A 12,873-nucleotide genomic window follows, 5' to 3' on the forward strand; every position below is an offset into this window, starting at 1 on the left:
GGGTTGGTTGCCCACTCGGGGACGCACGTAGACTCATCACGTGTCATTCGTCGACGGTGCCGTCAACGTCCTGCCCAAAACCCTGCGGGACCTCGCATTGCGCCACCATGAGCTGATCAAGTTCGCCATCGTCGGCGCCACTACCTTTCTTATCGACAGCGGGATCTTCTACGCCCTCAAGCTCACGGTGCTGGCGCCCAAACCGGTCACCGCGAAGATCATCTCGGGTGTGATCGCGGTCATCGCGTCCTACATCCTCAACCGGGAGTGGTCGTTCAAGGGCCGCGGCGGGCGGGAGCGCCACCACGAGGCGCTGCTGTTCTTCGTGGTCAGCGGCATCGGCGTGCTGCTGAGCATGATGCCGCTGTGGGTGTCGAGCTACGTGTTCCAGCTGCGCACCCCGCATGTGAGCCTCACCACCGAGAACATCGCCGACTTCTGCAGCGCCTTCATCATCGGCAACATCCTGCAGATGGTGTTCCGGTTCTGGACGATGAAGCGCTGGGTCTTCCCGGACGAGATCGACGCCCTGGTCGACGAGTTCGAGGAGCTCTACGAGGAAGAGCAGCAGCTCGGCCAGTCCTGACCTCCGCCGTTCGGCAGGTCTTCGGCCCCCAGGTAGCCGGTCCCGGCGACGAGCGCGCCGGGACGACGGGGCGAGTTCTCATCGCGGTTCCGTCGTAGCCCCGATCCCCGAGCGCGCGGGCATCGGCTTGGCCAGGAAGACCGCGAACAGGGCCGGGCGGCGGCGCTGCAGCTCCAGACGGCCGCCGTCGGCCTCGATCAGCGCCCTGGCGAGTGCGAGCCCCACACCGGTGGATCCGGCGCCGGAGAAGCCGCGGTCGAAGATGTGCGGGGCCAACTCGTCGCTCACGCCGTCGCCCTCGTCGGCGACCTCCACCGCGACCAGCGGCTCGCGATCCGGGCCGCCGTAGACGGTGCGGACCGAGACCGTGCAGTCGCCCGCGCCGTGCATGAGCGCGTTGTCCACAAGCACCGCCAGCGCCTCGCGCAGCCGCGACCCCGTCACGGGGGCGCGGAGCATCGGATCGCCCGACAGGATCAGCGAACGGCCCGCCTCGGCGAACGGATGGCGCCACTCGGCCACCACCCCGCGCAGCTCCTCGACCACCGCGACCGGATCGCGATCCGACGCGTTCTCGTCCCGGGAGGCGCGCACCAGCTCGTCGATGGCCGCGGTGAGCCGATCGACCTGCGCCATCGCCTCCTCGGCCTCGTGCACCACCGCCGGATCGGGATGCTCGGACAGCTCGTCCAGCCGCAGCCGCACCGCGGTGAGGCGGCTGCGCAGCTGGTGGGAGACGTCGGCCACCAGCGCATGTTCGCGCTGCAGCCGTCCGGCGATCTCGACCGCGGCCGCATCGAGCACGTCCGAGACCCGGTCGAGTTCGGTGATGCGGTGCCGCCGGGTCTCCAGCCGGAAGTCACCCAGCGCCAGCCGGGCCGCGCGCGCGGCGACATCGCGCAGCGGGTCGGCCACCCGCCGCGCGGTCACCATCGCCACCGCCACACCCGAGGACATCGACGCCAGCGCCAGCAGCGCCACGCCCCCGACGGCCTGCCACTGCATCTCGTGCATCCGGCCCGAGGGCGCCTCCATGCGCAGCGAGCCGAAGGTGCCCATCGACAGCGAACGGACCACCGGATCGCTCACCTGCGACGCCCCGGCGGTGACGCTGAGCGCGGCGTCCTCCGGGGTCGGGTAGATGATGGTCAGCTTGCCGCCCTGCGGAATCAGCGCCTGCACCAGATGCAGGTCCAGGGTGCCGTGCACCAGCCCGTCGGGCTGCTCCTGTGCCCGCAACTCCAGCGACATCCGGTCCAGCCGGTCCTGCAGGTCGTTCTGGGTCAGGTCGGCGACCCACTGCCAGGCCGTGAAGGCCAGCGGTACGCCCAGCACGACTGTGGTGAAGAGCAGCGCGGCCAGCATCGACCGGAGAATTCGGCGGCGCATCAGTCGGTGTTGAAGCGGAACCCGACGCCCCGGACGGTGACGATGCGGCGCTCGGCCACGGGGCCCTCGTCACCGATCTTGCGGCGCAGCCAGGACATGTGCATGTCGAGGGTCTTGGAGCCGCGCAGATCGGCATCGCCCCAGACCTCGCGCAGGATCGCCTCGCGCGAGACGACCTGACCGGCCTTGTCGATCAGGACCTTCAGCAGCTCGTACTCCTTGTTGGCCAGGTTCACCTCGTGGCCGTTGACCAGCACCCGGCGCGCCTGCGGCTCGAGCCGGATGCCGCCGATCTCGACGGCCTCGTCGCCGATTCCGCTGCGCCGCAACAGCGCCCGCACCCGCGCCAGCAGCTCGGCCAGGCGGAACGGCTTGCCGACATAGTCATCCGCGCCCGCGTCGAGGCCGACCACGAAATCGACCTCGTCGGTGCGCGCGGTCAGCATCAGCACCGCGAGATCGGCGCCGCTCGCGCGCACCTGACGGCACACCTCCAGCCCGTCCATACCCGGTAGGCCGAGATCCAGGATCAGCAGATCGTGCTCGCCGTGCAGCGCACGCTCGAGGACGGCGGGGCCGAAACTCTCCACGGTCACGGAGTAACCCTCGCGCCCCAGCGCCCGCGACAGCGGGGCGGCGATGGCCTCGTCATCTTCGGCGAGCAATACGGCTGTCACCGCACAAGACTACGTCGATGATCTCGCGGACCGTGTGCGGATCAGCGGTATCCCGGCGCGCGGCGGTCGTCACCGCGGTTCGGCGGATCGCTGCGAGGGGTGTCGAACACCTCGTGGTACAGCAGGCCGTGCACCTGTTCCACCTGCGGAATGTCGTGGTACTCCAGGGGATCGCCGGAGGCCGCGTCGATGATGAGGGTGCCGGTGCCGAGCATCCGATCGAACAGGCCGTTCCGGAACTGCACGCTCGCAATGCGATTGAGCGGAATGTCGATGCCGGTGTGGGTGAATACCCCGTCGCGCACCAGCACCCGGCGATCGGTGACGATGAAATGCGTTGTACGCCAGCGCAGCACCGGCCCCACGCAGCGCCACAGCAGCAGGATCAGCCAGACCGCCGCGATGGCGAGCAGCGCCGCGTTCTGCGCGGTGCCCTCGGTGCGCCGCGAGGCCAGCCCGGCGACGAATCCGGCCACCGCGGTTGCCAGGATGAAGGTGACCGCAGGCCAGAACAACATCTTCCAGTGCGGATGACGGTGTAAGAGTAATTGCTCGTCCGGCGCGAGCAGCCCCTCCGGATAACCCATATTCCGCACCCTACCGCGTGAAGATCGCGGAACGGATGACGGCGACCGGCGCCGTGCGAAGGAACCCCGGCGGTCCGCGCCGGGGTTTCCGGGCAGGTTTACCGCGCCCGGCGCAGGTGGGTTACATCCCCTGCGGAGACCGCGCGGCCGTCGATGAGCAGGCGGCCGCTGCCGTCGATATCGGTGGCGGTTCCGGCGAGGATCTCGCCGCCGGGCAGTTCCGCACGAACCTGGGCGCCGAGCGTAGTGCAGCGTTCGCGATACTCCCCGGCCAGGGCGGTGACATCCCAGTTCGCGGCCTGCCAGCGGGTGAACTGGCGCGCGAATTCGCGCAGCATGGATTGCGCCAGGGCGGTGCGGTCGACGTCGGGAGCACCGGCCAGGGTCAGCGAGGTGGCGTGCGGGACGGGCAGTTCGTCCTGGGTGAGGCTGACATTGAGACCGATGCCGACCACCACCGCGGGCGCCGCGCCGACGGCCGCGATCTCCGCCAGGATGCCCGCCAGCTTGCCGCCGTCGACGAGAACATCGTTGGGCCACTTGAGATTTGCATTCACCCCCGTGGTCGCGCGGACGGCGTCCACCACCGCGACACCGGTCAGCAGCGGCAGCCAGCCGAGCACCTCCGGATCGATGTCGTGCAGTCGCACCAGGATCGACATCGAGATCTGCGCGCGCGGCGGGCTCGACCAAGCGCGGTCGTACCGGCCGCGGGCATGGTCCTGCGTCTCGGCGATCAGGACCTGACGGTCGGCCTGTGGATCGGCCGCCCGGGCGATCAGGTCGGCATTGGTGGATCCGGTGGAATCCACCACCTCGATGCCCGAGAAGTACGAGAGATCCGGATTTTCGGCGATGCTGCGCCGCAGTCCGGCGGCGTCCAAGGGGGGCCTGTGCACCCTCGCAGGCTACCCCGGCGCCGGGCCCGCTCCGACCGTCACCACGATCGGCCGGAGAGTCGCACACGGCCCCGATAGGCAACAGCGCCGCGACCCCGATGGGTCGCGGCGCCGGTCGAGCAGGTTGTCCCGGAGCGAGCGATCAGCCCGCGAGGCAGTAGTCGGCGGATGCCATGGCACCCTCGGACTCCTCGGGCTCCGCGACGGCGGCCACTGCCCACGGCTCCGGATCAGTGACGGTCGGCCTCGGCTCCACCACCCGCATGCTTTGCCAGGTGGCCGCCGCGGCCCTTTCGGCGACGCGAATGAAAGCGAATATTCTTCGTCACAGCCATGCGCGGACTCGATCCGGTTGCCGCGCAGCCTATTTCGCTGCTTTCGGCGAGCGCGGATCAGACCGGTCGCAGGCCCAGTGCGCCGGAGACGAATCGCCGCACCGCGGTGATCCCGGTTTCCAGTGCGGCCGTGTAGCCCTCACGGGCCCAGCCCGAAATATCCGCCGTGCCATCGGCATTGGGCGTCACGACGATCTCGGCAACGAGTTCGGCGGTGGTCGGCTCGCAGACCGCCCACGAATATCCCGTCTCGGCGCTCCAGTCCCCTGTGCGGCGGGCGATGTAGTCCGGATCGGTGATGCCGCCATCGGCCAGGGCCGGGCGGTCGTCGATGCGGTCGTCGGCGCGCAGCGCACGCAGGTACCAGGAACCCGCGTTGATCTCGATCGGCTCCATCTACCGCCCCCGCCGCCGATCGCGCCGCTCGATGCGGCGATCGCGCCGGCGGCCACTCCGCCCGCCCTGCCCGGCCGCGCCGAACAGGATCCCCGCCGCCGGGATCATCAGGAACCACAGCCAGGTGTGCGTCAGGAAGAACAGCGCCAGCGCCGCGATGACGACCAGCCCCATCACCGAACCGCCGACCTCGGGCCTGCGTCCGCGATGCTCGGCCGGCGCGGCGGGTGCGTCCGCCGCGACCGGCTCGGGCAGGTCGGCGAACACCGGCGTCAGGTCCCCGCGCGTCATCGCCGCCGCGACCCGCGCGCTGCGCTCGTCGAACTCGGCGACCGAGAGCCGCCCGGCGGCGAAATGATCCGAGAGACGCCGCATGGCGTCCTCACGCTCCGCGGTACCGATGCGGATGTCGGGTGAATCGGCCATAGGACGAGATTAACCCCGCACCTGTCGTCGAGCTCACTGGCTCCGACTCGCCCGCTCGGTACAGGGTCGGGATATGTTCCCGCAGCGCGACATCAGGAACGCTCGCGCATCGGATTCGGCGCGCGCCTGTCGTCGAGCTCACTGGCTCCCACTCGCCCGCTCGGTCTAGGGTCGGGATATGTTCCGGCAATGCGGCAACAGGACCGCTCGCGCGCCGGGTTCGGCGCGCGCGGCGATCGGCTCCGCCGCATCACGTCGTGGCGACATCGCACGTCCGGTGGGGGTGGTCCGATGACCGGGCACCGGTTCGGCACGTACCGGCTCGATCGGCTCATCGGGCGGGGGTCGGCCGGTGAGGTGTGGCTGGCGCAGGACACCGTGGCCGGGCGCTCGGTGGCGTTGAAGATTCTGTCGGTGACCGCTGGTCAGGATCCGGATTATCGGCGGCGGTTCGAGCGCGAGGCCGCGATTGGCGCGCGGCTGGACAATCCCCATGTGGTGCCGATCCACACCTACGGTGAGGTCGACGGGCGACTATTCCTGGACATGGCCCACATTCCCGGGGTGGACGTGGCCGGGCGGCTGCGCGTCGGCCCGATGGATGCGGCGCGGGCGGTGGATCTCGTCGCGCAGGTCGCGCAGGCTCTGGACGCCGCGCACGCGGCCGGGCTCGTGCACCGGGATGTCAAGCCCGCCAACATCATTGTGCACGCGAGCGGTTTCGCGTACCTGATCGACTTCGGCATCGCGCACGTCTCGAACCAAACCAATATCACCGCAACGGGTTTCACGGTCGGCACGATGGCGTACATGGCGCCCGAGCGGTTCACCGGCAGTGCCGACGCCCGCTCGGACATCTATTCGCTCGCCTGCGTACTGTACGAATGCCTCACCGCGCAAAGGCCGTTCGGCGATACGGACCCGGTGCAGCAACTGCATGCCCACCTGAAGGAGGATCCGCCGCGGGCGGATTCGGCCCCCGCGGCGCTGAACGACGTGATCGCGCGCGGCATGGCCAAGCAGCCCGCCGATCGGTACCGCAGCGCCGGCGAGCTGGCCGCGGCGGCCCTGGCCGCCATCGGTATGGCGCAACCGATTTCGCGCACACCGCCGGTACTCGAGCAACCGTCGGCGACGCGGAGACTGCCGGCCACCGCGGCGACCGGCCGGGCCGCGGCCGCCACCGGATACCCCGTGGAAACCGAGCCGGATACCGGCTCGCCGGGGGCGCAGCCGAACCAGACCGTCCCTCCCGCAGCCGGACCGGCACGAACGAGGACCATGACCGTCATGGACGGGCCGGTGCCACGGGGACCCGCTCCGACCCGCGCGCACCCCTGGCAGGCGGGCCCACTCCCGACACGGGTGCTCGCGAACCCGGATCCGCCGCCCCCGACCGGAGCCCCCGCGGTCCTGGTCTCAGCGCCCGCCGCCCGGCGCCATCCGCTGCTGACCGCCCGGGCCCTCGGGATTGTCGCCGGAGCGATCATCCTGGCGATCCTCGTCTTCGTGGTCGTGGCGGCCTTCACGGCGCTGCTGTCCAGCGGCGGCCAGGCCCCGACGCAGCCCGAGGTGACGACCACGATATCGGCGGCGCCGACCACCACCGAAACCCCCACGCCGACAACCGAATCTACTCCGCCGGGACTGAGCCAGGCGCCGCTGAGCATCCCGGTCGCGCCGGGCTTCACCCTGACGTTCCAGATCCCGGTCCCCTCGGGCATGAGCATCCCGCCCGCACCGGGCAACCAATGAGCCCGCCCGGCGCTCCGGCCCCGGCGTATGACTCGCGTTTGCGCTTGACCTTGCCGTAACGGCAACTTCTACGGTCGAAGGCGAAGTCGGATGGACCGGCTCAACGGAAATGGTGGAGAGCGCTATGAGCTGGTCGATCGCGGAAGTGGCGAGGATGTCGGGCGTCACTGCCCGCACTCTGCGGCACTACGACCAGATCGGGCTGCTCGAGCCGGCATGGGTGGGTGCCAACAGCTATCGCTACTACGAGGAGGAGCAACTGCTGCGCCTGCAGCAGATCCTCGTCCTGCGTGAGCTGGGCCTGAGTCTCGCCGAGATCGCCGAGTCGGTCGATTCCGAGCCGGACACGCTCGCGGCTCTCCGGCAGCATCACGTCCGTCTGCTCACCGAGCGCAATCGCCTGGACCGGATGGCGAACACGGTGGCGCGCACCATCGCCGAACTCGAAGGGAAGACAGAGATGGCAGTCAAGATCAACCGCCCGGAGAACCTGTTCGAGGGGTTCGACCACTCGCAGTACGACGATGAGGCCCGCGAACGCTGGCCGGAGGAGTTCGAGCAGTCCCAGCGCAACGCCGCGAACATATCTCCCGAGGACGTCGAGCGCATGCAGCGGGAAGCGACCGCTGCGATGATCCGCATGGCCGAGTTCATGGCCGCGGGCGCACCAGTCGACAACTCGGCGGTACAGGCCGAGATCCACACTCACTACCAGGGCATATGCCGGTTCTGGACCCCGAACCGGGATGCGTACAAGTGCATGGGTCGGATGTTCGTGGACGACGAGCGGTACAAGGCGAGCTACCTGAAGATCGCCGAGGGCCTGGCCGAGTATCAGCGAGACGCGATGGTTGTCTACGCCGACCAGCGGCTCGGTCAGTAGCCCCGATCATCTGCTGACGAACAGCTGGGGCACCGGATCGAGGGTGCCCCTCCACTGAGGCGCGGCCGGCCGGAACGCCGAAGTCCCGCTCGCTCACCATGAGCGGGCGGGACTTCGGTGAAAAGCGCTGAGCCTGCCTACTTGATTTCGGCGAGCACGGTGCCCTGGGTGATGGCCGCACCGGCCTCCACCGCCAGGCCGGTGACCACGCCGGACTTGTGGGCGTTGACCGGGTTCTCCATCTTCATGGCCTCGAGGACCACGATCAGGTCACCGGCCTCCACGGTCTGGCCCTCGGTGACGGCGACCTTGACCACGGTGCCCTGCATCGGCGCCGTCACCGAATCGCCCGAGGCCGCGGCCCCGGCGCCACCGCCACGCGTGCGCGGCTTGGGCTTCTTGCGGACCACGCCCGTGCCGTTTCCGGCCACGCCCGCGACCCCGGCGCCGACGGTGAACTGTCCGGGCAGCGACACCTCGACGCGGCGTCCGCCGACCTCGACCACGACCTTCTGGCGCGGCTCGTCCTCACCCTCGATCGGCTGGCCGCCGGTGTACGGCTCGATCGGGTTGTCCCACTCGTTCTCGATCCACTTGGTGTAGACGTCGAACTTCTCACCGTCGCCGATGAACGCCGGGTTCTCCACGATGTGCCGGTGGAACGGCAGCACGGTGGCCAGGCCCTCGATCTGGTATTCGGCCAAGGCGCGCGCGGCGCGCTGCAGGGCCTGCTCGCGGTTCTCCCCGTACACGATCAGCTTGGCCAGCATCGAATCGAACTGACCTCCGATCACCGAGCCCTCGACCACGCCGGAATCCACACGCACACCCGGGCCCGCGGGCTCGCGGTAGACCACGACCGGTCCGGGGGCGGGCAGGAAGTTGCGGCCCGCGTCCTCGCCGTTGATCCTGAACTCGAACGCGTGGCCGCGCGGGGCGGGATCCTCGGTGATCGACAGCTCGTGGCCCTCGGCGATGCGGAACTGCTGGCGCACCAGGTCGATGCCCGCGGTCTCCTCGGTCACCGGGTGCTCGACCTGCAGGCGGGTGTTCACCTCGAGGAACGACACCGTCTCGCCCTGCACGAGGTACTCCACCGTGCCGGCGCCGTAGTATCCGGCCTCCCGGCAGATCCGCTTGGCGGACTCGTGGATCTTCGCGCGCACCTCGTCGGACAGGAACGGCGCGGGGGCCTCCTCGACGAGCTTCTGGAAGCGGCGCTGCAGCGAGCAGTCGCGGGTGCCCGCGACGACCACGTTGCCGTGCTTGTCCGCGATGACCTGCGCCTCGACGTGGCGGGCCTTGTCCAGGTACTGCTCCACGAAGCACTCACCGCGACCGAAGGCGGAGACCGCCTCGCGGGTGGCGGACTCGAACAGCTCCGGGATCTCCTCGATGGTGTGCGCGACCTTCATGCCGCGACCGCCACCACCGAACGCGGCCTTGATCGCGACCGGAACCCCGTACTGCTTCGCGAACGCCACGACCTCCTCGGCGTTCTTGACCGGATCCTTGGTGCCCGCGGCCATCGGCGCGTCGGCGCGCTGGGCGATGTGCCGAGCGGTGACCTTGTCACCCAGATCCCGGATCGACTGCGGCGAGGGACCGATCCAGATCAGCCTGGCGTCGAGCACGGCCTGCGCGAAATCCGCGTTCTCGGACAGGAACCCGTACCCCGGGTGAATCGCGTCCGCGCCCGCCTTGCGCGCGGCATCCAAAATCTTGTCGAACACCAGATACGACTCCGCCGAGGTGTGCCCACCCAGGGCGAACGCCTCATCGGCCAGCTTCACGAAGGGCGCATCCGCGTCCGGCTCCGCGTACACGGCGACACTGGCGATACCGGCATCCTTGGCGGCCCGGATCACGCGCACGGCGATCTCGCCTCGGTTGGCTACGAGGACCTTCGTGATCTGCGCGTTGGCATGGTTGGGCACTGAGCCTCCTGTGCTCTGAATTCTTACTTCTCCGGCGAGTGTAGGCAGTCTGCCAATAGAACCCGAACCCGGCCACGCTTACCGAGGGGTAGGAGGGGCGTTCCCGGAGCGGGTTTCGCCACTCACACCGCAGGTATCGCGGCCGGGCCCTGCGACGCTCTCGCCGCGCCCGGTTCAGTCCCCTTGACCATGGGAGTCCGCACCGAATTCCCCCACTCGGTCCACGAGCCGTCGTAGACGCGCACTCGCTCGTGACCCAGCAGCGCAGTGAGCACGAACCAGGTGTGCGCGGCCCGCTCGCCGACCCGGCAGTAGACGATCGTCTCGGCGGCGGCCGGAATCGCCTCGTAGATCCGGTCCAGCTCGGCGCGCGAGCGGAAGCGCCCGTCGGCGCCGACCGCCGCGGTCCACGGGATGTTCACCGCCGTGGGGATGTGCCCGGCGCGCAGGGACTGTTCGTCCGGCCGGTCGAGGATCCTGTCCTGCTCCCCGGAATACTCCTCGGGTGTGCGCACATCGATCAGCGGCCGCCCCAGGTGAGCACGCACCTCGTCCAGGAAGGCCCGCGACTGCGAGTCGTCGCGCTCGACCACCGGATACTCCCCCAGGCCCGCATCGGGCACCTCGAACGCGGTGTGGCGCGCCTCGGAGATCCATGCCTCGCGGCCCCCGTCCAGCAAGCGCACGTCGCGATGACCGAACAGCCGGAACACCCACAGGGTGGCCGCGGCCGTGCCGTTCGCCTTGTCTCCGTAGACAACCACGGTATCGTCGCGCAAAATACCTTTCGCCCGCATCAGTTCGGCGAAACGCGTGCCGTCGACAACGTCCCGGGACAGCGGGTCGGTAAGCTCGGCGCGCCAGTCGATCTTGATGGCACCGGGTATGTGCCCGATGTCGTACAACAGAACATCGTCGTCGGACTCGACAATCTTGAGGCCGGGAGCGCCGATGTTTGCCGACAGCCACTCCGTGGTTACTAGTCGGTGAGGGTCTGCGTGGGAGCCGAACGAAGGATGAGGGTCCGGAGCGACGGGCACGGTAGTTGGTCCTTCACGCGTGATAGACGGTGGTCGACGGTTCCACTCCGATGGTAGGGGCGAATCCTTACAGCAACTGGTTGCAGATCATGAATTCATGAATCGGATGAATGAGCGAATAAGTCGCAGCCCCATCCGATAAAGTCTCCCGGGAGGAGGGGTGAGCTATGTCCGATTCTTGGCCGCGACGGCGCCTGCTCGCGATCCTGCGCGGCGCCAGCGAGCCTCTCGATGCTCAGCAACTCGCCAGAGTGACCGGGCAGCACGTCACCACGGTGCGATTCCACCTGGACGTGCTCACCCGGGAGTCGCTGGTGCGGCAGTTCCAGCAGCCGCCGCGCGGGCGAGGCCGCCCGCGCATCGGGTACAGCGCCGTCCAGCGATCGGTCGGCTATCAGGACCTCGCGCAGGTGCTCGCCGATCAGCTCGGCAGTGACCCGCGACGCCGCTCCGAGGCCGCGGTCGCGGCCGGACGGGCCTGGGGCGCCAAGATCGAGGCGTTCGAGCAGCAGATCGAGAGCCTGGACGACGCGCGCGACCTGACCGTCACGATGATGTCGGAGCTGGGTTTCGCACCCGAGCGCGATCCCGCCTCCGAAACCGACGAGCAGGCGCTGATCCGGCTGACGGCGTGCCCGCTGCGCGATTTGGCACGCACCCATTCGGAGGTGGTGTGCGGCGTGCATCTGGGGCTGCTGCGAGAGGCGCTGGACCGCAGCGGCGGCCGGGACACGGTGAATGTGCGCCTGCACCCGTTCGTGGAGCCCGAACTGTGCGTGGCCCGGCTCGATGCCCTGAAGAGTTCGCTCGTGCCGGATCCGGGCACCATGCCGGACGCGCAGGCCCAGGACGGCACCGAGCCGCGATTAGCCGCGACCGCGCCGTCAGCGAGCCGCGTCGGCCCCCAGCTGCGCTCCGACGGCCCACAGCTGCGCAATGCCGACACCCACGTCGCCAAGCAGTCGACGAACCAGCGGTAGCCCGATCCCGATGACGCTGGAGGGATCGCCGTCGATGCGGTCCACGAACCAGCCGCCGCGCCCGTCCAGGGTGAACGCGCCCGCGACCTGCAGCGGCTCGCCCGAGGCGATGTAAGCGTCGAGTTCCTCGGGTCCGGGATCGGCGAAATGCACGGTGGTGCTGCTGCAATCAGCGGCCGCGGCCACGATCCGGCCCTCGCGCAGGCGCAGCACGCAGTGTCCGGTCAGCAGATCGGCGCTGCGCCCGGCCATCTCGGCCCAGCGCGCCTTGGCCACCTCCGGGGTGTGCGGCTTGCCCTGCAGCTGCCCGTCCACCAGCAGCATCGAATCGCAGCCGACCACAACGCAATCGGCCACGACCGGCGCGGCATCGGCGATCAGCGCGGCGGCGACGGATTCCGCCTTGGCCCGCGCCAGGGCGGTGACCACCCCCTCGGGTGGGGTGCCGGCGGGCAGCGCCGCGGCCACCGCGTCCTCGTCCACGTCGGAGACCCGGACGATGGGCGCCAGGCCCGCGGATCGCAGGACCTGCAGGCGCGCGGGTGAGGCGGAACCGAGTACGAATCCCGTCACGTCAGTCGCGCAGGTGCGACAGGAAGGGGAATGCGTACGGGGAGAACGGCGCCGCGCCGCGGTGCATCAGGGTCGGGATGCCCCACAGATCCACGGGCCCGCTGGACGCGCTGGCCGAGGCGCCCGCGCTCGCGAACACGCACACCAGTGCGGCGATCTCCTCGTCCGTGGGAGAGCCCTTCAGGATCCGGATGACCGGCCCGGCAGTCGATTCGGCATCGGCCACGACCGGCTCCATCGTCTCGACGAGTTCGTCGACCGACAGCGCCAGCTCGGCGGCCCGCAGTACCTCTTCATCAGCTACAGCCGTCACAGCGCCAGTTCCTCCTGTTCGTGTGCCGCGGCCCGGTGGGTCACGGCGTCCCCAGGGTCTTCGACGAACCCCGCGAACGGTCTTCGTACGGCCCTGA

The 12,873-nt window shown here is 69.5% G+C and carries 14 protein-coding genes; 4 read left to right on the plus strand and 10 right to left on the minus strand.

Annotation, left to right across the window (positions count from 1 at the left end; genetic code table 11):
* Positions 1-40 precede the first annotated feature (40 nt).
* Positions 41-586, plus strand: coding sequence for a GtrA family protein (locus tag ABH933_RS16845; protein WP_429427378.1), 546 nt, complete (start codon positions 41-43; stop codon positions 584-586).
* A gap of 78 nt (positions 587-664) precedes the next feature.
* On the opposite strand, the gene ABH933_RS16850 is transcribed toward ABH933_RS16845, so the two are convergent.
* The 6 genes from ABH933_RS16850 to ABH933_RS16875 form a co-directional block, all read right to left on the minus strand.
* Entirely contained in the window at positions 665-1,975 is a 1,311-nt protein-coding gene (locus ABH933_RS16850; RefSeq protein WP_429427376.1) for a sensor histidine kinase, read from the minus strand.
* Entirely contained in the window at positions 1,975-2,652 is a 678-nt protein-coding gene (locus ABH933_RS16855) for a response regulator transcription factor (protein WP_429427374.1), read from the minus strand. Before ABH933_RS16855 ends, ABH933_RS16850 begins: the two co-directional genes overlap by 1 nt.
* Positions 2,653-2,693: 41 nt before the next feature.
* Positions 2,694-3,239, minus strand: coding sequence for a PH domain-containing protein (locus tag ABH933_RS16860; RefSeq protein WP_215916541.1), 546 nt, complete (start codon positions 3,237-3,239; stop codon positions 2,694-2,696).
* A 98-nt stretch (positions 3,240-3,337) separates the two neighbouring features.
* A complete protein-coding gene (locus tag ABH933_RS16865) occupies positions 3,338-4,138 on the minus strand; it encodes a biotin--[acetyl-CoA-carboxylase] ligase (protein WP_429427372.1) in 801 nt (266 codons plus the stop codon).
* Positions 4,139-4,530: 392 nt separating this feature from the next.
* Positions 4,531-4,869 (minus strand): hypothetical protein, encoded by a 339-nt coding sequence (locus ABH933_RS16870; RefSeq protein ID WP_429427370.1) that lies wholly within the window; start codon positions 4,867-4,869, stop codon positions 4,531-4,533.
* The gene (locus ABH933_RS16875; protein ID WP_429427368.1) at positions 4,870-5,295 is read right to left on the minus strand and encodes a DUF1707 SHOCT-like domain-containing protein; all 426 of its coding nucleotides are present in this window, start codon (positions 5,293-5,295) and stop codon (positions 4,870-4,872) included. It lies immediately after the preceding gene.
* A 291-nt stretch (positions 5,296-5,586) separates the two neighbouring features.
* On the opposite strand from ABH933_RS16875, the gene ABH933_RS16880 reads away from it, so the two are divergent.
* Entirely contained in the window at positions 5,587-7,050 is a 1,464-nt protein-coding gene (locus ABH933_RS16880; RefSeq protein WP_429427366.1) for a protein kinase domain-containing protein, read from the plus strand.
* A gap of 124 nt (positions 7,051-7,174) precedes the next feature.
* A complete protein-coding gene (locus ABH933_RS16885) occupies positions 7,175-7,933 on the plus strand; it encodes a MerR family transcriptional regulator (protein ID WP_429427364.1) in 759 nt (252 codons plus the stop codon).
* Positions 7,934-8,070: 137 nt separating this feature from the next.
* On the opposite strand, the gene ABH933_RS16890 is transcribed toward ABH933_RS16885, so the two are convergent.
* Together ABH933_RS16890 and ABH933_RS16895 are read right to left on the minus strand one after the other, a co-directional pair.
* On the minus strand, positions 8,071-9,870 hold the full coding sequence (locus ABH933_RS16890; protein WP_429427362.1) for an acetyl/propionyl/methylcrotonyl-CoA carboxylase subunit alpha: 1,800 nt from the start codon (positions 9,868-9,870) through the stop codon (positions 8,071-8,073).
* A 122-nt stretch (positions 9,871-9,992) separates the two neighbouring features.
* The gene (locus ABH933_RS16895; protein ID WP_429427360.1) at positions 9,993-10,910 is read right to left on the minus strand and encodes a sulfurtransferase; all 918 of its coding nucleotides are present in this window, start codon (positions 10,908-10,910) and stop codon (positions 9,993-9,995) included.
* Positions 10,911-11,077: 167 nt separating this feature from the next.
* Between ABH933_RS16895 and ABH933_RS16900 the strand changes: the two genes are divergently transcribed.
* On the plus strand, positions 11,078-11,890 hold the full coding sequence (locus ABH933_RS16900; RefSeq protein ID WP_429427358.1) for a helix-turn-helix transcriptional regulator: 813 nt from the start codon (positions 11,078-11,080) through the stop codon (positions 11,888-11,890).
* Here ABH933_RS16900 and ABH933_RS16905 read toward each other — a convergent pair.
* Entirely contained in the window at positions 11,795-12,463 is a 669-nt protein-coding gene (locus tag ABH933_RS16905) for a Maf family protein (RefSeq protein WP_215916532.1), read from the minus strand. The two genes, ABH933_RS16900 and ABH933_RS16905, sit on opposite strands and share 96 nt — an antisense overlap.
* A 1-nt stretch (position 12,464) precedes the next feature.
* Positions 12,465-12,776 carry an acyl-CoA carboxylase subunit epsilon gene (locus ABH933_RS16910; RefSeq protein WP_429427356.1) on the minus strand — a complete coding sequence of 104 codons (312 nt, stop codon included), beginning with the start codon at positions 12,774-12,776 and terminating at the stop codon, positions 12,465-12,467.
* Positions 12,777-12,873 lie beyond the last annotated feature (97 nt).

The sequence above is a fragment of the Nocardia sp. GP40 genome, assembly GCF_050434125.1.
GTDB classification, from domain to species: Bacteria; Actinomycetota; Actinomycetes; order Mycobacteriales; family Mycobacteriaceae; genus Nocardia; species Nocardia albiluteola.

Coding starts and splice junctions, on each gene's coding strand:
- ABH933_RS16850 (WP_429427376.1), bottom strand. CDS start 1,975: ATGCGCCGCCGAATTCTCCGGTCGATGCTGGCCGCGCTGCTCTTCACC.
- ABH933_RS16860 (WP_215916541.1), bottom strand. CDS start 3,239: ATGGGTTATCCGGAGGGGCTGCTCGCGCCGGACGAGCAATTACTCTTA.
- ABH933_RS16870 (WP_429427370.1), bottom strand. CDS start 4,869: ATGGAGCCGATCGAGATCAACGCGGGTTCCTGGTACCTGCGTGCGCTG.
- ABH933_RS16875 (WP_429427368.1), bottom strand. CDS start 5,295: ATGGCCGATTCACCCGACATCCGCATCGGTACCGCGGAGCGTGAGGAC.
- ABH933_RS16880 (WP_429427366.1), top strand. CDS start 5,587: ATGACCGGGCACCGGTTCGGCACGTACCGGCTCGATCGGCTCATCGGG.
- ABH933_RS16885 (WP_429427364.1), top strand. CDS start 7,175: ATGAGCTGGTCGATCGCGGAAGTGGCGAGGATGTCGGGCGTCACTGCC.
- ABH933_RS16900 (WP_429427358.1), top strand. CDS start 11,078: ATGTCCGATTCTTGGCCGCGACGGCGCCTGCTCGCGATCCTGCGCGGC.